Below are 18,454 nucleotides of genomic sequence, written 5' to 3' on the forward strand. Positions count from 1 at the left end.
TTTTAAAATACGAGGTTTATATGAAAAAACTTATATTTGGGGCAATTTCAGCCCTCATGATTTTTACAATTTTCTCCTGTTCAAAAAAAGACGAAGGCGACTTACTTTCTACGATACACTCAAAAGGAAAAATCACTATTGCAACAGAAGGTTCCTGGGCTCCATGGACTTACCACGACGAAACCAATGCCCTTGTAGGTTACGATGTAGAGATTGGCAAAAAACTTGCGGAAAAGCTTGGAGTAAAAGCGGAGTTTGTCGAAGTTGACTGGGACGGAATTTTTGCAGGAATCGATGCAAAGCGTTACGACATAAGTTGCAATGGAGTTGAAGTTACAGATGAGCGTTCTTTAAAATACGATTTTACAGAACCTTATGCTTATACTCGAACCGCCTTAATCGTAAGAAATGATAATAAAACCATTACTGATTTTGCCGATTTAAAAGGAAAAACAACCGCAAATTCTATTGGAAGCACATATTCGGAAGTGGCAGAACGATTAGGTGCAAAAGTTGTAACGATAGATTCATTTGAAGAAACCTTGCAGCTTGTTGAACACGACCGTGCCGATGCAACTTTGAACGATAATGCAACTTTTTATTATTACCAAAAAGTTCAGCAAAAAAATCCTTTTAAAGTTGTAGCCGAAACAAAAAATCCAAGCCATGTCGCAATTCCTTTACGAAAAGGCAGCGAAACAGCAACTCTAAAAGAAGCTTTAAATAAAGCGATAGAAGAATTAAACTCCAGCGGAGAGTTAAAACAAATTTCAGAAAAATATTTTGGAACAGATTTAACAAAATAAGATATTTAAAACGCACGGCAAAGTTTGAGCAAATTGCAAAACTTCAATTTTTAGTCGTGCGTTTTTTTTATTTTTCTATCCTTAACCTTGCGGCTTTTGCATGTGCTGCAAGACCTTCTGCATCTCCTAAATATCCTGCCGCCGTTGCAGATTTTACAAAGCCTTTTGTTCCAGAAACAGTACGCAAAGTCGTAACAGTTTTTAAGAAAACCCTTACGCTAAGCCCGCCAGTAAAACGCGCACTACCAGAAGTTGGCAAGGTATGATTAAGGCCTGCTGCATAGTCGCCAAAAACTTCCGCACTTTCGTGTCCAATAAAAAGTGAGCCGTAGTTTCTGCAAAGCGAGTCTATTTTATCTCGCTCGTTGCCAGCTTCCATCGCAAGTTCAAGATGTTCTGGGGCTTTTTTATTTGCAACTTCCACAGCCTGTTCAAGAGTTTCGCACAAGATTATAAGACCACAGTTTTCTATTGACTGTTCTGCAGTTGCCTTTGTTGGAAGTTCTTCAAGCTGTTTTTCTATTTCTTGTGCAACACTTTGAGCAAGCTTTTTTGAATTTGTCGCCAAAACTGGCTGAGCAACAATATCGTGTTCCGCTTGAGCCAAAAGGTCTGCTGCAACCCATTGTGGATTTGCACTTTCGTCCGCAATTATAAAAACTTCTGTCGGGCCTGCAATCATATCTATTCCCACATTGCCGTAGACCATTTTTTTTGCTTCTGCAACAAATTTGTTTCCAGGTCCAACTATTACATCAACTTTTGGGATTGACTGCGTTCCAAATGCCATCGCTCCTATCGCCTGAGCACCACCGCAGGCAAATGCTTTTCGAACTCCGCATATATAAGCAGCCGCCATAATATTTTCGTCTGCGTAAGGTTTCCCGTCGATAAACGGTTTGCCAGAAATTCCCAAGCCCTGTTTTTCTGCGAGCGCCCTTTCTTGTGGATGAATCCTTGGCGGAGTGCATAGAATTATATCGTCAACCCCAGCGGCTAGGGCAGGCGTTACAGTCATAACAACAGTGCTTATAAGTGGAAATCTTCCGGCAGGAATGTAAACTCCAACTTTTTCTACAGGAATATTTTTTTGCCCAGTGAAAATTCCTTTTTCAAGTTCAACTTCAAAATCGTTAAAACATTCTTTTTGTTTTTTTGCAAATTTAAGCACAAGGTCGCGGCTGTAGCAAAGCGAATCGTACAGGTTTGGATTTTCTGATTTTAATTTTTCAGCAGCGTTTTTAAGTTCCTCAACAGGAATCTGCAAAGTTTTAGGCGCGCTCAAATCAAATTTTGCACCGTATTCAAAAAGAGCGGCATCTCCGCGAGATTTTACATCCAAGAGAACATCTTTTACCACGTCTAGCGAAGTTCCAAAATCTCTGCCTTCAAAAAAACTTTCGTCCAAATCCGAATAATTTTTAATTTTAATCATTTTGCTTCCCCTGTAAAAATTTGCATTGCAATGAACGGCACGCATTTTATAAAATTTCTGCTGTATTTACAATTAAGAATAAGAAGCACAAATCTTTACTCGACCAGCTGTCCGCGGTTACGCTTTCGCTCCATTGGCGTTCCGCCAACGCTTTGCGCCGCTCCCATCTGGGCTAAGATTTATTTTTTTATGAATAAATTATTCACTCGTGGCAATAGCGGCAGGGGCTACTTGTAGCCCCGCATCTCGCCTGCGAGCCCACAGCGCCAGGGATAAGTTTCAAGAAAATCGTCCGTGATTTTCTTGAACAGACAGTTTTTTGCAAAACTGTCGACAATGCTTGTGTCCGCACATCCGTGTGCGACAGGGATAGTAGGGGTGAGCGCAGCGAAAACACGCCAGCGGCGTGGTCGTAGCCGAAAGGCGCAGCCCCGCATAGCCCGGTTTTTGCGGAACAAAGTGGAGCAAAAAGGCGCCCAAATTTCCACAGTTCTTGGCATAATATGGAAACAAGTCGATTTTTATGGTAGGTTATCGCTATGAAAATTTATAAATTGGGAGAAGATGTCCTCCGTAAAAAAGCTGTTCCTGTTGAGCAGGCCGAAATTAACGATGATTTACGTAAATTTATAAACGAAATGTTTGATACTATGGACGAAGCCGAAGGCGTTGGGCTTGCAGCACCTCAGGTTGGCGTTTCCAAACGATTTTTTGTTATAACTGCCGACGATGATGTTCGCCGTGTTTTTATAAATCCTCAGATAATCTACACGAGCAATGAGCTTTGCGATTACGATGAAGGTTGCCTTTCTTTGCCAGGGTTTGATGAAAAAATCACTCGGCCGGCAAAAGTTACGGTTTCTGCTCTGGACGAAAATGGTAAGGCTTTTACTTTGGAAGCGGATGGGCTTTTGGCTCGCTGCATTCAACATGAAAATGACCACTTAGACGGAATTATGTATATAGACCGAGGCGATCCTGAATTTGCGGCTAAGGTTACCGCTCAAATGAAAAAGCGCCTTGAACGCTCTGCAAAAAAAGAAGCAGAAAAAGCAAAAAAAGCGGCTTCGATTGCGGCAAAAATTGCTGCTAAAAATGCGAACAAAAATTCATAAAAAGGCAAAGACGGTTCTATGAAAATTTTATACGCTGGTTCTCCGCTCGCTTCTGCACTTGTCTTAAAAAAACTTATCGAATTTTCTAACTCCGATGAGGCTCGCTCTTTAGATTTTAAAATTGCAGGAGTGCTTACAAATCCGCCTGCTGCACGTGGCAGACACAAAGAGTTGATTCCCACAGAAGTTTCGCGCGTTGCAAAAGAATTTAAGATTCCGCTTTTTGAATTTGAGCATCTGTTTGCGGATTCCAGGCTTGCGATTGAACCTTTGGGAGCAGATCTTCTCGTGAGTTTTGATTACGGAAGAATTTTTGGACCAAAGTTTCTTTCTCTTTTTGCAATGGGTGGAATAAATCTTCATCCTTCGGCTCTTCCGCTTTACAGAGGTTGCACTCCTGTCCCTGCTGCAATACTAAATGGCGACAATCGCTTGGGAATAACAGTTCAAAAAATTGCGCTCAAGACGGACGAAGGCGACATTCTAGCTCAGGATTTTGTAGAACTCGACGGAACGGAAACAACTTTGAGCCTTATGGACGGAAACGGAATCGAAAGCCCTGTAACTTTGAAAGGTGCAGAACTTTTAATAGATGTTATAAAAAATGCTTGCATTCAAAAAAAATTGGATGGCATCGCTCAGCAAGGAGAAAGCTCTTATACGCCTTTTATAAAAAAAGAGGATGGTTTAATCGACTGGAATATGAATGCTCATTCAATCGAAAGAAAAATCAGAGCCTATACTCCGTGGCCACTTTGCTATACTTTTTGCAAGGGACAAAAACTCCTTATTTTAAAAGCCGTTCCTTTGGATTGTGCTTTGGAAAGCGATGTTGGGGCAGGAACTGTGCTTGGCTACAAAAAAGAAAGCGGAATAAAAATTGCTTGTGGCGATAAAACTGTTTTGCTTGTAAAAGAATTGCAGTGGCAGGGCAAAAAAGCGATGGACTATAAATCCTTTATGAATGGGGCAAGGGACTTTATAGACTGTGTTCTAGTTGATAAAATATGACGATTTTTCGTCCAACGCAACAAAGACTGCAAGCAGTAAAAATCGTGTACAAAACTTTAAGCGAGAATACCGATTTTAAAATGCATTAAATGATTATAGAGGAAATCTTTTATGAAGATAAATTTTAAAGAAATATCAAAAAAAATAATCAACAAGATTAAAAATTTTAACATTCAGGATTGTCGTGTAAGTTTTAACGATGGAATGAAAAATCTTGAAGCTAATGGACGTTCGCTTTTTATTGCGATTATCCTTGCCGTAGTTTTAATGCTTGTAACTTGCCTCGCTGTATTTTTTATCGCTGTTAAAGGCCCAGAAAAAGTTCTTGTTCCAGAAGTAAAAAATAAAGAATTAACTCAAGCACTTTTAGAAATGCAGGTAAAAGAACTCTATCCTAAAATCCAGTTGCGCTATGATGAAAAACCTTTTGGAACTGTATTAAATCAATCTCCATCATCTGGTGCAATAGTAAAAGCTGGAACTCGAGTAACTTTAACGGTAAGCAGAGGCGCTGTTGTTTCTGAAGTTGGAAATTACGTTGGATTAAAATACGACGAAGTCAAAATTGATTTGAGCGCTATGTTTACAGGAGCAACAAGACCTCTCATCGTTCTTGCAGAGCCTAGTTATAAGGCAGATGTTTCAGAAGCAGGAACTATATTGGAACAGGTTCCAGCACAGGGAACAAAAATCTCTGAACCAGTAACTGTTCATCTGATAGTAAGCCGCGGTCCAAATTTTGAAAATACGCGCGTTCCTTCTTACATTGGAAAATCTGTTCAAGATATGCTTGCCTTGTTACCAGATTCAAAACTCGTAATAGATTTTACGGGACACAGGGCGCTCGCTGGCGAAAAAGAAAATTCTGTAATTGATCAACAAAAATTTGAAAGCGAATATGTGCCGAATTTCAGCAGAGTTTCTGTAGAAATGGCATTTCCCGAAAATAGCGATGATGGTAAAATCTACGGAATTTTTGAGGCGAAAGTTGCAAAATTTCCATATCCTGTTTCTATGACTGTTGAATGTGTGGAAAAAACAGGGCAAAGATTCCCGCTTGTAACTTTACAGCATACTGGGGGCGATTTTACGATTCCTTATGCGGTAGCTGAAGACAGCGAATTGATTCTTCGCATTGCAGGAAGGGAAGTCAAGAGAATCAGCGTTTCTAAATAAAATATAGAAATAATTTTGAGGGAATAATATGGCACGACCTTTGGTTTGTCTTTGTTTGACTGCAAAAACTTTGGCAGAAAACGTAAAAATTGTGGAAAGCTACAAGGATTTTATAGACTTAGTAGAACTCAGAGTGGATTTTCTTGAAACTGATGAACGCTTGCAGATAAGGGATTTTCCTTCGATGATTGACGTTCCTGCGATTTTAACGATAAGGCAAAAAATTGACGGTGGTCTTTATGAGGAAGGCGAGTCAAGCAGGACTATGCTTTTTGCACGCGCTCTTGCGTTTGCAGACGAAAATCCAAAAAAGAATTTCGCTTATGTGGATTTTGAAGAAGACTACCATGTTCCCAGTTTGGAAGATGCAGCCCAAGCATTTGGAATAAAAATAATCCGCTCCTACCACAATATGAGTTCACCTGTCGAAGACATCGTAAAAAAATTTGAAACTTTAAGACAGAACAATTACGAAATTCCAAAAATCGCCTTTATGCCACACACTCTAAAAGATATTACAAAGGTTTTTGAAGTTGCAGAAAGTTGGAGCGGTAGCGAACAGATTTTTTGTGCTATGGGTCATTTGGGACTTCCCACCAGAATACTTTCTGAAAAACTGCATTCATATCTAACATATACAAGTCCTTCAGAATTGCTTGGAAACCTTCTTGCAATTGGACATATAGATCCCATTACTTTGAATAACGTTTATAGATTTAGAAATATAAACAAAAATACAAAACTCTTTGGCATAACAGGTTATCCGCTTACGGTAACTTCAAGTCCAGAAATGCACAACGCTTTGTTTAAGAAAAATAATTTGGATGCGGTTTATATCCCCTTTAAATCAGAAAGCATAGAAAATGCGATGAACTTTGCAGAAGTTTTGGATATAAAAGGATTTTCTGTAACGATTCCTCATAAAGAAACCGTAATTCCTTTTTTAAAGTCCACAGATAAAAAAGCACAGGATATTGGTGCTTGCAATACAGTTGTGCGCGATGGAGATTTTTGGAAAGGCTACAATACAGATGCTTTGGGATTTAAAAAAGCTTTGCTCGAATTTACAGGCTTAAAAAATCTTAAAGGTAAGCGCGTTGCAATAATCGGTGCTGGCGGTGCAAGCCGTGCGATTGCCTATGTCGTAAAAGAGTGTGGTGCAAAAGCTTGCGTTTTTAACAGAACACTTTCAAAGGCGAGGATTGTAGCAGAAAAATACGGATTTGAATTTGCAACTTTAGGACCGGAAAACCTTGAAAAACTAAAAAAATATTCGCAGATAATAGTGCAGACAACATCTAAGGGAATGGCTTCCACAGAGCCTTCTAACATAGAAAACGATGCAATCTGGTTCTACGATTTTAGTGGCAAAGAATTCGTCTACGATATAGTTTATTCGCCAGAAATTACGCCTGTTATGGCAAGGGCAGCATCCTTTGGCTGTAAAGTGTGCAACGGCTTGAGCATGTTGCGCTATCAGGGCGAAGCCCAGTTTGATTTATTTAAGCAGCTTATTTAAAACAATATCATTTTGACGCCAATTCTTTACAACTTTAACCTGTAAATCAAGGTCAATCCTGTAGTCAAAAAGTTTATTCAACTGCTTAATAGACTCCAAACGTATTGCCTTAATCATGTTTGCGCCTTTACCAATTACAATTCCTTTTTGGCTTTCTTTTTCTACGCACAAAAAAGCGCGGCACCACATTTTGTTAGGTGAGCGCATTTCCATATCTGCAATCTGCACATACAGGCAATGTGGAATTTCCTGCTCAAGTCTGTTTATAGCTTCTTGTCTAATAACTTCTGCAATCCTAAAGTCAACTTCCTGGTCTGTATAATATTCTTCTGGGTAAAGGTGTGGAGCAACAGGTGCAAGTGCATATAAAGCTTTTAAAACTTCGTTAATGCCTTTGTCTTCTTTTGCAGAAGTTTCAAAGATATTTTGTTCTAGCAAATCTGGAAGTTCCGCTTTAACAAAATCTGCTGACTTTTTTGGCAAAGAATTTTTTTCATCTATCTTATTTATAGCAACGACAATCTTGTTTTCGTGCCCTTTTAATAAAGAAGTTATCAATTTTTCTTCTTCGCCACAGGCACGCGTCGAATCAATCATGTATAAAATTGCATCCGCATTAGAAAGTCCATCTGCAACGATGTTTCGCATTTTTAAGTTCATTTTTTTGTCTGACTGGTGGTAGCCTGGTGTATCAACAAAAACGAGTTGACCGAGCGAAGTATTTACAATTCCTTTGATTGCGTTGCGAGTTGTCTGCGGAATTGCACTTACAATGCTAATCATTTCGCCAGAGGCAGTGTTTAAAAAAGTGGATTTGCCGGCAGACGGTCGGCCGATTATCGTTACGAGGGCGGTTTTTTCGCCAACATCGCTTTGATTTTTGTTAGAAATAGAATCTTCCATGAATTTTATTATAGTGATTTTTTTTATTTTAGACGACAACTTGTGTTCTCGTCTGGTCATTCGCAGTTCGCTAGGCGCTCATCCTCCTCGGCACCACTCAAGCGTGCTGCCTGCGGTGGACGCTTGCGCGCTGCTACTGCCCAGCGTAAGATTTATGCAAGGCGTTGAATTTTGTGCTCTGTTTTTACTCGCCAAAAAATAATTTCTTGTGGTAAAATGTGCCAATTATGGAACAGATTAGAATTCTTCCAGGACATCCATGGAATAAGGGTGCAGTTTATGCCGACGGAGGAGTTAATTTTTGTGTATTTAGTCGCAATGCTACTGCTATAGAATTAAATCTTTTTAAGAAGAGTGACGATTCAAAACCCTATAAAACCATACTACTGGATTCAAAAATAAACAGAACTGGAGATTTGTGGCACGTTTTTGTTGCAGGCTTAAAACCTGGCGCACTTTATCTATACAGAGTTTTTGGTCCATTTGAACCAAGTCAAGGGCATCGATTTGATTCAAAACGTTATCTATACGACCCAAAGGCTTATGCTTTAACAGAAGGTTCGCTTTTTAAAAACGAAACTCCTTGTTCACCTTGCCCCCTAGAAAAAATGCCAAAATGTGTGGTTGTAGACCACTCTTCTTATGAATGGAACGGCGACAAACCTCTATCGCATCCTTTAAACCAAACTATAATTTATGAACTTCATTTAAAAGGCTTTACAGCGTCTAAAACTTCAAATACTCGCCATCCTGGAACTTACCGCGGAGTAATCGAAAAAATTCCTTATCTAAAAGAGTTGGGAATAACCGCAGTAGAACTTATGCCAATTCAAGAATTTGATGAATACGAAAACACAAATGTAAATCCTCAAAATGGTAAACGACTTGTCAACTATTGGGGATACAGCACAGTTTGTTTTTTTGCACCAAAGGCTTCGTATTCATCAAATAAAAAAAATGGGCAGTGCGTAAACGAATTTAAAGATATGGTAAAAGCGTTTCACAAAGCAGGAATCGAAGTGATTTTGGATGTGGTTTTTAATCACACTGCGGAAGGCAACGAAAATGGAGTTTCGCTAAATTTTCGAGGTTTTGATAATTCAATTTATTATCAACTTGTTGCAAATCACAAAAATTATTACTTGAATTTTTCTGGTTGCGGAAATAGTTTAAATTGTAATCATCCTGTTGTTCAAGATTATATAATCGACTGCTTGCGCTATTGGGTGCGAGAAATGCATATTGATGGCTTTAGATTTGACCTTGCAAGTGTTATGAGCCGCGACGAAAAAGGTTTTTTAACTTCAGAAGCCCCTTTGCCGCGCAGGATCAGCGAAGACCCCGTGTTGCGCGATATAAAAATTATTGCAGAATCGTGGGATGCCGCTGGAGCGTATCAAGTGGGTTCGTTTCCTGGTGGCAGATGGTGCGAATGGAACGATAAATTCAGGGATTCGATAAGACAGTTTATACGAGGTGATGAAAATTTTTCGACACAGGCAGCAACTAGAATTTCTGGTTCCAGCGATTTGTACCAGCCGAGCCACAGAAAGCCGATTCATTCAATAAATTACGTTTGCAGTCACGACGGTTTTACGATGAACGACCTTGTTTCGTTCAACTATAAACACAACGAGCAAAACGGAGAAGAAAACCGCGACGGAACAAATTCAAATTTTAGTTTTAACAACGGTTTTGAAGGCGAAACTTCTAATCCAAAAATAGAAAGCACAAGGCTTATTCAGATAAAAAACTTTTTTGTCGCTCTGCTTTTAAGTCAAGGCGTTCCAATGTTTTTAATGGGCGATGAAGTGCGCAGAAGTCAAGGCGGAAACAACAACCTTTACTGCCACGACAGCGAAAGCGCTTATTTTAACTGGAATAACAGGATAAAAAATGCAGAACTTTTTTCTTTTGTAAAAGCGCTTATAAGCCTTAGAATGAGACATAGAGTTTTTACTCGAACAGATTTTTTTGAAGGTCAAAAGTCTGCAAGCGACATAAGCCCTGCCGATATAACTTGGTTTAATTACGACGGGCTTACTCCAGATTGGTCAAAAATGAATAAGTTTTTGGCGTTTAGGCTGGGCGGAGGAGCAGGTAACGGTAAACTGGAAGAGGATTGTGATTTTTATGTTGCTTTTAACACGAATATTCACGATATAACTGTAAGGCTTCCTCTGGCAACTGTTGGCCGAAAATGGTTTAGAGTTTTGGACACTTCAATCGAAGGAAAAGGTTGCATAGTGAGTGCAGGTAGCGAGGAAGAAATTCTAAATCAGGAAAAATATGTTATTCTATCCAACAGTGTTGTTGTATTGGTAAGTAAATAAAATTTGCGTGATAAAATCAAAGGGAATTTTTATAAACGTACTTAAAAATTATTATTGGAGAAATTTATGAGATTTGATGCAGAATTATTCAGAAAAAACTTGGCAGCCCGCCTTCGCCGTCAATACGGAAAAGATATTTCTCAGGCGACAAATCACAACCTTTTTGATGCGGTGAGCGCGTCTGTTCAAGAACTCATAATTCCTGCATGGATGGCAACTCGCCGTCAATACGAAAAAAAGCCAGTAAAGCAGGTTTATTATCTTTCTGCTGAATTTTTGATGGGAAGAGCATTGAGCAACAACCTTTTGAATTTGGGCATAAAAGACGAAGTAAAAAAAGTCTTAAAAGATATGGACATAAATTATGACGTAATTGAAGACGAAGAACCCGATGCAGGGCTGGGTAACGGTGGTTTGGGGCGACTTGCAGCGTGTTTTTTGGATTCTCTTGCAACCCTCGACTATCCAGGACACGGTTATGGAATTCGCTACGAATATGGAATGTTTGAGCAGCGCATAGAAAAGGGCTATCAGGTAGAATATCCAGATAACTGGTTAAAACATCGCGACCCATGGGAAGTAAAAAGATCAGATTTGGAAGTTCGTGTAAAATTTGGTGGAGAAATAAAATACGGCAAAACTCCAGATGGGCAGGACAGATTCTATATAGAAAATGCAGAAGAAGTTATAGCAACTCCTTACGATATGCCAGTAGTTGGCTTCCAGACAAACACAGTCAACACGCTCAGACTTTGGCAGGCTTCAAGTCCCAACGGTTTTGACCTTCAGCTTTTTAATGAGATGCGCTACAACGAAGCGGTTTTTAATCAGAATAATGCAGAAAACATAACTCGTGTTCTCTATCCAAATGACAACGGACCTCAGGGAAAGACACTTCGCCTTAAACAGCAATACTTTTTCTGTTCGGCATCTTTACAGGATTTAGTTCATCACTATGTTATAAATTACGGCACCGACTTTTCTAAGTTTCCAGATTTGCATGCAATTCAACTAAACGATACTCATCCGGTTGTTGCAATCCCAGAACTCATGCGAATCTTAATGGATGAATACAGCATTGGTTGGGACGAAGCTTGGAACATAGTTTCAAAAACCTTTGCTTACACAAATCACACGATTCTTGCAGAAGCTCTTGAAAAGTGGGATATAAGCATATTCCAAAATTTGCTGCCAAGAATTTATCAGATTGTAGAAGAAATAAATCGCCGCTTTTTGATTGAATTGCGCTCAAGATATCCAGAAGATTACAAAAAGCAAAATCACATGTCCATAATCCACGATGGAAAAATTTACATGGCATGGCTTGCAATTCATTCTTGTTTTAGCGTAAACGGAGTTGCAAGTCTTCACACTCAACTTTTAAAAGAAAAAGAATTAAAAGATTGGTACGAGCTGTATCCTCAAAAGTTCAACAACAAAACCAACGGAATAACTCAGCGAAGATGGCTTTGCGATTCAAACCCTGAACTTTCAAAATTCATAACGAAGAGGATTGGGCACGGTTGGGAAAAAGATTTGACAAAACTGATTGAGCTTGAAAAATTTTGCGATGACGATGAAAGTTTGCGCGAATTGATTGAGATAAAACAGCACAATAAGGAAGTTTTAGTCGATTATTTAAAGCATACTCAAAACGATTTTCTTGACCCGGACAGCATTTTTGACGTTCAGGTTAAACGCTTGCACGAATATAAAAGACAGCTTTTGAATATTTTCCATATAATGTATCTGTACAATCGTATAACGCAAAATCCAACTTTTGACATTCCAAACAGAACATTCATCTTTGGTGCAAAATCTGCTTCTGGTTACAGGCGTGCTAAAATCATAATCAAGTTGATAAACACAGTTGCGGAGCGAGTAAACAACGACAGGCGCGTAGGCGGAAAATTGCGCGTTGTCTTTGTGGAAAATTACAGGGTTAGCGTTGCAGAAAAGATTTTCCCGGCAGCAGATGTTTCAGAGCAAATTTCTACCGCAGGAAAAGAAGCGTCTGGAACTTCAAATATGAAGTTCATGGTAAACGGAGCGTTAACCCTTGGAACAATGGATGGCGCAAATATCGAAATATTTGAAGAAGCAGGCAAAGAAAACGGATTCCCATTTGGACTTACTTCCGAAGATATCTTTAAGATGGAAAGCGAGCATTCATACAATCCACAAACATATCTCGAGCGAAATCCAGCGCTTGCAAAAGTTGTAAATCAGCTTATAGACGGAACTTACGACCCAACCCATCAGCTTTTTAAAGAAATACACGACTCTTTGATTTACGGCGTAGAAGGTCAGCGACCAGACCCTTATTATGTGCTTGCAGATTTTGAACTGTATGTAAAGGCTCAGGAAAAAGTTGCAAAAGCGTATCTGGACAAAAAAAATTGGGCTAAAAAGACCTTGCACAACATTGCGCATTCAGGAAAATTTTCTTCCGACAGAACGATAGAAGATTATGTTCGCGATATTTGGCACATACACAAAGTTGAAGTTCCTCAGATAGAAGAATAAGGGGAGAAATGAAGTTATATCACGGAAGCAATCTATCGATTTTAGAACCGCAAATTTTGGAATCAGATATAGAACTCGTTTTATCTTCAATTCATCTCTATCATTCTACAAATTTAATTCAGACAGCCATTTATCCACATCAGCTTTTTTTATGGCGCTCGTATAAAAGTATTCGGTAATTTTTGAGTTTGGAAGAATATTTTGTAAAGTCAAAAGAGCAGACTCTTTTCCGCTGGCTGTTGCTGTTGCAAAAGGAATTATGCGCTTGCCGTCTATTGCACATTTTTTTATGTATTCTTGAAAGAAAAATGGCAGTGTTCCATGCCAAATCGGAAAACCGATAAAAATAACTTCGTATTTGGAAAAATCAAATATTTTGGTCTTCGTTCCTACCGCTTGTTTTGATTTTAGTTCCTTTCCTGCACGTATGACAGACGAGATGTAAGTTCCGTATGGATTTTCAGGTTCAATAAAAAATAAATCTGCACCTTTTCCCTGCGCGATTTTTTCTGCAATTTTTTTTGTTTTTCCAGATTTTGAATAATAGATAACCGCTGCTTTCATTTTCTTTCCTTCCTTTTTCTAAAGATTATAATTCATTTTTTACTTTCAATTATCCAAATTTTTCAAATATCGATATAATAAAATTGTAAATTATGGATTACAGTTATGTGTTAAAAACCGCAATTCCACAAAATCAAAAACTTTTGGAATACGGTTTTGTTCAAGCTGACGAAACTTTCACTTTTAAAAAGCTAATTGCCGATGGCGAGTTCTATTCGCTTATCACGCTTACAAAAGAAAATTTATCCGCAGAAGTGTATGAAAGTTCAACAGATGAACGATATGCACTTTTTGACGTTGTAAGTGCAAATGGAAGTTTTGTAAATAAAATTCGAACAGAAATTTTAGATTTGATAAACGAAATAAAAGAAAAATGTTTTTTAACTGTGGACATAAAACAAAAATATGAGGAATTCTTAAAATTTTTTTTTCGCACAGAGCCAGATTTTCCTTGGACAGATACTCCAGACTATTCGGTTTATCGCTGTCAAAATAAAAAGTGGTTTGCCCTCGTAATGAACATAAAATTTTCGAGTCTTGGAATAAAAAGCGATGAGCGCGCTTGGGTCGTAAACATAAAAGCTCAGCCAGAAAAAATTGCAAGTTTAGTAGATAATAAATCGATTTTTCCAGCCTACCACATGAACAAAAAATATTGGCTTACAATCCTCTTAACCGCGGTTACAGATTTTACAAAACTCTGTGAGCTTACAAAGGAAAGTTTTTTGCTAGTTAATTTGTAAATGCTCAATTCATTTGTATTTGTATATCGCGTTAATAGATTGAAAAACGAAATATTATAATCTATACTCGTGTGCGATACAGTTTTTCTAAAAATGGAGGAAAAATTTATGAAGAAAATTTTTACAGTTGCACTCTTTGCATTTGTTGCGGCAGGACTTTTTGTGGGTTGCAACAAAAAAGAATCGAAAAAGGTGGAAGGTGGGAAAGTTTGGATTGTCGCTACAGACACCGTTTTTAGACCATTTGAATACACAAATGCAAAAAATGAATTTGTGGGAATCGATGTTGACCTTTTAAAAGCGATTTCTGAAGATCAAGGTTTTTCTTATGAACTTCACTCTTTGGGATGGGACGCTGGCGTTGCAGCGGTGCAGGTTGGTCAAGCAGATGCTTTAATTGCTGGTGCTACAATAAAACAGGAGCGAATTGATAGCGGTTGGATTTTTTCTGACGGATATTATGATGCAACCCAAACTTTTGTAGTTGCAAAAGACAGCTCAATTTCAAAATTTGAAGACCTTGCAGGAAAAAATGTTGCTGTAAAAAATGGAACTGCTGGAGCAGATTTTGCAAATTCCATAAAAGACAAATACGGATTTAAAGTTAGCGTTTTTGAGGATTCACCAACAATGTATCAGGATGTACTTTTGGGCAACAGCGTTGCTTGCGTCGAAGACACTCCTATAATGGCAGACAACATAAAAACTGGAAATCTCGCATTAAAGATTCCAGCAGGAATGGAAAGTGCAGGCGCTCCTTACGGATTTGCAATTATGAATCCTGTAAACAAAGAATTGATTGACCTTTTTAACGCAGGTCTTAAAAACATAAAGGCAAACGGCAAATATCAAGAAATTTTAGATAAATATTTAAAATAAAATTATCCTTGTATTCTAACTAACTTGTTTCCCACGGTTTATGCGCCGTGGGATTTTTTTTGCCATGATAAAATCACAAAAATGTAAGGCGAAATCACAATATAATCTACTTTTATATCAATCGTTTTTCTAAAAAGCACATTGAGGAATGAAAAATTCTTGTTTATAATCCTATTGGAATTTTTTTTTTGGAGTGGTGAATGCTGTCTATTATTCAGGTATATTCATTTATGCTTTTACGTTCACTCGGATACACCCTTATCTTGTGTTTGTGGGCGCTCGTTTTTGCTATGGTTATCGGGCTTATTTTTGCTCTTTGCAATGTTAGCAATAATCGTTTTCTTAATGCTTTGGGTACCGTCTATGTGGATGCTGTTAGAGGAGTTCCTTTAATAGTTTTAGCTTATTTTATTTATTTTGGAGTTCCACAGGCGTTTAGGTTTGCAGGTATAAATAATTTTAGACTTCCAGCTTTGCAGGCCGGAACAATCGCTTTGGCGATGAATTGCGGCGCTTACATGGCAGAAATTTTTAGGGCAGGAATTGAATCAATTGATGTTGGCCAAATGGAAGCAGGGCGAAGTCTGGGGCTTTCTTACTCTAGCACGATGCGAAAAATCATATTACCGCAGGCATTTAAAGTGATGATTCCTTCAATAATAAATCAATTTATAATAACCTTAAAAGATACATCAATTCTTTCTGTAATTGGATATCCCGAACTTACCAATATGGGTAAAACGATAAGCGGCAACACTTTTAAATCTTTGGAAACTTGGGCAATTGTTGGCGTTATGTATATGATTGTCATAATAACCTTGAGCAAAGTTGCAAAAGCTTTAGAGAGGAGATTAAAAAGAAATGCCGAGCGATAAGATTAAAATTCATGTTGAAAATTTGCGTAAAACTTTTGGGAACCTAGAAGTTTTAAAAGATATTTCTTTGGATATAACCGAAGGCGAGGTTGTATGCATAATAGGTCCCAGTGGTTCAGGAAAATCAACTTTTTTGCGTTGCTTAAATCATTTGGAAGTACCAACTTCTGGAAAGATAATTGTAGATGGCAAAGACATAACAGATAAAAAGATAAACCTAAATAAAGTTCGAGAAAATATTGGAATGGTTTTTCAGCATTTCAATCTTTTTGCAAACAAGACTGTAATCCAGAATCTTATGCTTGCTCCTGTTGAATTAAAAAAAATGACAAAGCAAGAAGCCAAAATCAATGGAATGAAACTTTTACAGAGAGTTGGACTTGAGACAAAAGCAGATGCACATCCTCAACAACTTTCTGGCGGACAAAAACAAAGAGTTGCAATCGCACGTTCTCTTGCTATGAATCCTTCTGTTTTGCTTTTTGATGAACCGACCAGTGCTCTTGATCCAGAGATGGTTGGGGAAGTTCTTGCTGTAATGAAAGAATTGGCAAATGGAGGAATGACAATGATTGTCGTAACTCATGAAATGGGGTTCGCCCGCGAGGTTGCCGACAGGGTTTTATTTATGGACGGTGGTTACATAGTAGAGCAGGGAACGGCAGAGCAGGTTTTAAAAAATCCAAAAGAAGAACGTACAAAGAGTTTTTTGGAAAAAGTTTTATAAAAGTCACTCGTGTCGCTTTTTATAAAAGTATGAAGAAGAACACAAAATTGCTTTGCTCTTTTCCATAAAAAGTTGTGTTGCAATTTTTGTACAGGAGAATCTTATGAACAAGATAATAACTATAAGTCGCGAATTTGGCGCTGGCGGTGGCGAAATCGGCAAAAGAGTTGCTCAAATTCTCGGGTTTGAATACTACGATAAAGGGATAATCCTAAAAGCTGCGAGCGAAATAAATATGGATATAGCAAAGGTTCTTAAAAATGATGAAAAAGCACCTTTTCTTTCCACTTTTACGCAAACTCTTTTTGATTTTTACAGTACTCCAGTAAACGAACAGATTTTCGAAGCGCAAAAGTCTGTTATCCGAAAGATTGCAGAACATGGAAAATGCGTAATAGTCGGACGCAATGCTAACAGAATTTTAAGCCAATTTGACTCTGCTCTTCATATTTTTGTTCATGCAGATGTATATTGGAGGGTAAATCGCCTTAAAGCAGAAAAAATGCAAGATGTTGCAGAATCAAAAATAATGCAGGAATTAGAAAAGGTAGATAAAATGCGTCACAAATATTGTTCCTATTATACAAATACAGAATTTGGCGACAGTCGTTATTATGATGTTTGTCTTAATACATCTAAAATTTCAATTGATGACTGTGTAAAACTTATAGTCAATCTAAGTAAATAAAATTTTGAAAAAAGAATAAGATGAAAATTCCAAAATTCATAAAGCCAGGCGATACAATCGCAATAACTGCTCCAAGTTTTGGTGCAACAATCGAACCCTATATAACACGTTTTAACGAGGCTATAAAAATTTTCAAAGAGCGTGGTTATGAAGTTATTGTCGGGAAAACCTGCTACCTTTCTGATGGTGTTGGAATTTCTACAAATCCAAAAACAGCCGCACAGGAATTAACAGATTTCTATCTTGACCCAAAAATAAAAGCGATAATCAGTTGCGGTGGCGGCGAATTGATGTGCGAAACTGTGAGCCTCATAGATTTTTACGCATTAAAACAAGCCGAGCCCAAATGGTTCGTAGGCTATAGCGACAATACAAATTTTATTTTTCCTTTGGTAACCCTTTGCGAAACTTGTGCAATATACGCACAAAATGCAACAGGATTTGGAAAACCTTGGGAAAAAAGCGAGCAAGACACTTTTGAAATTTTAGAAGGCAAAAAAAATACGGTTTTTGGTTTTGAGAAATTTCAAAATCCCAATGCCCAAATACAAGACCCACTTTCGCCATACATTTTAACAGAGCAAAAAACGCTCAAAACTTTTGTTCCAAGCGATGCCGAGTCAAAAATTTTACAAGCACTCCAAAACGATAGAGATTTGCTCATGAGCGGAACAATTTTGGGCGGCTGCCTCGACTGCATCGTTGGCTTGAGCGGAACTCGATTTGACGGTGTAAAAAACTTCGTTACAAAGCATAAAAAAATAATATGGGCGCTTGAAAGTTGCGATTTAAATCCAATGGATATAAGAAGAGCGTTGTGGCATTTAAAAGAAAGCGGTTGGTTTAAAAATGCGGCGGGATTTATCTTTGGGCGTCCGTATGCGGCTTTTGACGCGGAAATCTTTGGCTTAAATCAATATAACGCGGTAACTGGCGCACTTTGCGATTTAAAAGTTCCTTTGGTTTTAGATGCGGACTTTGGACATATAGATCCGGTTTTTCCGCTGGTGATTGGTGCGGACTCTAAAATTTTTGTGCGGGGAAACGATATTAAAATAGAAATGGGGCTTACCCGCTAAAGCGGGTCGGGCTTTTCGCGGTTGCGCTAACGCTCCATTGGCGCAAAGCGCCAACGGCTTTGCCGCCGCTACAAT

General features: G+C 38.3%; 16 protein-coding genes. 13 read left to right on the plus strand and 3 right to left on the minus strand.

The features are described 5' to 3' along the window. Positions 1-20: 20 nt before the first annotated feature. Complete coding sequence (locus FXX65_RS04135) at positions 21-806, plus strand: transporter substrate-binding domain-containing protein (protein ID WP_147615219.1); 786 nt, start codon at positions 21-23, stop codon at positions 804-806. Between the two features lie 67 nt (positions 807-873). On the opposite strand, the gene hisD is transcribed toward FXX65_RS04135, so the two are convergent. After that, the gene (gene hisD, locus FXX65_RS04140) at positions 874-2,241 is read right to left on the minus strand and encodes a histidinol dehydrogenase (RefSeq protein ID WP_147615220.1); all 1,368 of its coding nucleotides are present in this window, start codon (positions 2,239-2,241) and stop codon (positions 874-876) included. A gap of 539 nt (positions 2,242-2,780) precedes the next feature. Here hisD and def point away from each other — a divergent pair. The 4 genes from def to FXX65_RS04160 all read left to right on the plus strand — a co-directional run bounded on the left by def (position 2,781) and on the right by FXX65_RS04160 (position 7,062). After that, positions 2,781-3,356 (plus strand): peptide deformylase, encoded by a 576-nt coding sequence (gene def / locus FXX65_RS04145; RefSeq protein WP_147615221.1) that lies wholly within the window; start codon positions 2,781-2,783, stop codon positions 3,354-3,356. 18 nt (positions 3,357-3,374) lie between these two features. Further along, a complete protein-coding gene (gene fmt / locus FXX65_RS04150) occupies positions 3,375-4,367 on the plus strand; it encodes a methionyl-tRNA formyltransferase (RefSeq protein ID WP_147615222.1) in 993 nt (330 codons plus the stop codon). Positions 4,368-4,478: 111 nt separating this feature from the next. After that, positions 4,479-5,543 (plus strand): PASTA domain-containing protein, encoded by a 1,065-nt coding sequence (locus tag FXX65_RS04155; RefSeq protein ID WP_147615223.1) that lies wholly within the window; start codon positions 4,479-4,481, stop codon positions 5,541-5,543. 28 nt (positions 5,544-5,571) lie between these two features. Beyond that, the gene (locus tag FXX65_RS04160) at positions 5,572-7,062 is read left to right on the plus strand and encodes a type I 3-dehydroquinate dehydratase (RefSeq protein ID WP_147615224.1); all 1,491 of its coding nucleotides are present in this window, start codon (positions 5,572-5,574) and stop codon (positions 7,060-7,062) included. Here FXX65_RS04160 and era read toward each other — a convergent pair. Continuing rightward, complete coding sequence (gene era, locus FXX65_RS04165) at positions 7,042-7,965, minus strand: GTPase Era (protein WP_147615225.1); 924 nt, start codon at positions 7,963-7,965, stop codon at positions 7,042-7,044. The two genes, FXX65_RS04160 and era, sit on opposite strands and share 21 nt — an antisense overlap. A 227-nt stretch (positions 7,966-8,192) precedes the next feature. On the opposite strand from era, the gene glgX reads away from it, so the two are divergent. Together glgX and FXX65_RS04175 are read left to right on the plus strand one after the other, a co-directional pair. After that, entirely contained in the window at positions 8,193-10,298 is a 2,106-nt protein-coding gene (gene glgX, locus FXX65_RS04170; protein ID WP_147615226.1) for a glycogen debranching protein GlgX, read from the plus strand. Between the two features lie 66 nt (positions 10,299-10,364). Next, positions 10,365-12,824: a glycogen/starch/alpha-glucan phosphorylase gene (locus tag FXX65_RS04175; RefSeq protein ID WP_147615227.1), complete on the plus strand. Its 2,460-nt coding sequence runs from the start codon at positions 10,365-10,367 to the stop codon at positions 12,822-12,824. 105 nt (positions 12,825-12,929) lie between these two features. Here the strand turns inward: FXX65_RS04175 and FXX65_RS04180 are convergent, their stop codons facing one another. Further along, a complete protein-coding gene (locus FXX65_RS04180; RefSeq protein ID WP_147615228.1) occupies positions 12,930-13,388 on the minus strand; it encodes a flavodoxin in 459 nt (152 codons plus the stop codon). A 92-nt stretch (positions 13,389-13,480) separates the two neighbouring features. Here FXX65_RS04180 and FXX65_RS04185 point away from each other — a divergent pair, with 92 nt between their 5' ends. The 6 genes from FXX65_RS04185 to FXX65_RS04210 all read left to right on the plus strand — a co-directional run bounded on the left by FXX65_RS04185 (position 13,481) and on the right by FXX65_RS04210 (position 18,379). Continuing rightward, positions 13,481-14,131, plus strand: coding sequence for an MmcQ/YjbR family DNA-binding protein (locus FXX65_RS04185; RefSeq protein WP_147615229.1), 651 nt, complete (start codon positions 13,481-13,483; stop codon positions 14,129-14,131). A gap of 108 nt (positions 14,132-14,239) precedes the next feature. Beyond that, complete coding sequence (locus tag FXX65_RS04190; RefSeq protein WP_147615230.1) at positions 14,240-15,010, plus strand: transporter substrate-binding domain-containing protein; 771 nt, start codon at positions 14,240-14,242, stop codon at positions 15,008-15,010. 200 nt (positions 15,011-15,210) lie between these two features. Next, the gene (locus tag FXX65_RS04195) at positions 15,211-15,885 is read left to right on the plus strand and encodes an amino acid ABC transporter permease (RefSeq protein WP_147613556.1); all 675 of its coding nucleotides are present in this window, start codon (positions 15,211-15,213) and stop codon (positions 15,883-15,885) included. Then, positions 15,872-16,612 carry an amino acid ABC transporter ATP-binding protein gene (locus FXX65_RS04200; protein WP_147613557.1) on the plus strand — a complete coding sequence of 247 codons (741 nt, stop codon included), beginning with the start codon at positions 15,872-15,874 and terminating at the stop codon, positions 16,610-16,612. The genes FXX65_RS04195 and FXX65_RS04200 overlap by 14 nt, the downstream gene beginning before the upstream one ends. Before the next feature lie 103 nt (positions 16,613-16,715). After that, entirely contained in the window at positions 16,716-17,300 is a 585-nt protein-coding gene (locus FXX65_RS04205) for a cytidylate kinase-like family protein (protein WP_147615231.1), read from the plus strand. Between the two features lie 20 nt (positions 17,301-17,320). Continuing rightward, positions 17,321-18,379 (plus strand): S66 family peptidase, encoded by a 1,059-nt coding sequence (locus FXX65_RS04210; RefSeq protein WP_147615232.1) that lies wholly within the window; start codon positions 17,321-17,323, stop codon positions 18,377-18,379. The last annotated feature ends 75 nt before the right edge of the window (positions 18,380-18,454 follow it).

It is taken from the genome of Treponema pectinovorum (assembly GCF_900497595.1).
GTDB classification, from domain to species: domain Bacteria; phylum Spirochaetota; class Spirochaetia; order Treponematales; family Treponemataceae; genus Treponema_D; species Treponema_D pectinovorum.

Bases quoted from the DNA above. Each gene is read 5' to 3' on its own strand.
- def (WP_147615221.1), top strand. From the start codon at position 2,781: ATGAAAATTTATAAATTGGGAGAAGATGTCCTCCGTAAAAAAGCTGTT.
- FXX65_RS04190 (WP_147615230.1), top strand. From the start codon at position 14,240: ATGAAGAAAATTTTTACAGTTGCACTCTTTGCATTTGTTGCGGCAGGA.
- FXX65_RS04195 (WP_147613556.1), top strand. From the start codon at position 15,211: ATGCTGTCTATTATTCAGGTATATTCATTTATGCTTTTACGTTCACTC.
- FXX65_RS04160 (WP_147615224.1), top strand. From the start codon at position 5,572: ATGGCACGACCTTTGGTTTGTCTTTGTTTGACTGCAAAAACTTTGGCA.
- FXX65_RS04155 (WP_147615223.1), top strand. From the start codon at position 4,479: ATGAAGATAAATTTTAAAGAAATATCAAAAAAAATAATCAACAAGATT.
- FXX65_RS04200 (WP_147613557.1), top strand. From the start codon at position 15,872: ATGCCGAGCGATAAGATTAAAATTCATGTTGAAAATTTGCGTAAAACT.
- FXX65_RS04205 (WP_147615231.1), top strand. From the start codon at position 16,716: ATGAACAAGATAATAACTATAAGTCGCGAATTTGGCGCTGGCGGTGGC.
- FXX65_RS04180 (WP_147615228.1), bottom strand. From the start codon at position 13,388: ATGAAAGCAGCGGTTATCTATTATTCAAAATCTGGAAAAACAAAAAAA.
- hisD (WP_147615220.1), bottom strand. From the start codon at position 2,241: ATGATTAAAATTAAAAATTATTCGGATTTGGACGAAAGTTTTTTTGAA.
- era (WP_147615225.1), bottom strand. From the start codon at position 7,965: ATGGAAGATTCTATTTCTAACAAAAATCAAAGCGATGTTGGCGAAAAA.
- fmt (WP_147615222.1), top strand. From the start codon at position 3,375: ATGAAAATTTTATACGCTGGTTCTCCGCTCGCTTCTGCACTTGTCTTA.
- glgX (WP_147615226.1), top strand. From the start codon at position 8,193: ATGGAACAGATTAGAATTCTTCCAGGACATCCATGGAATAAGGGTGCA.
- FXX65_RS04175 (WP_147615227.1), top strand. From the start codon at position 10,365: ATGAGATTTGATGCAGAATTATTCAGAAAAAACTTGGCAGCCCGCCTT.
- FXX65_RS04210 (WP_147615232.1), top strand. From the start codon at position 17,321: ATGAAAATTCCAAAATTCATAAAGCCAGGCGATACAATCGCAATAACT.
- FXX65_RS04185 (WP_147615229.1), top strand. From the start codon at position 13,481: ATGGATTACAGTTATGTGTTAAAAACCGCAATTCCACAAAATCAAAAA.
- FXX65_RS04135 (WP_147615219.1), top strand. From the start codon at position 21: ATGAAAAAACTTATATTTGGGGCAATTTCAGCCCTCATGATTTTTACA.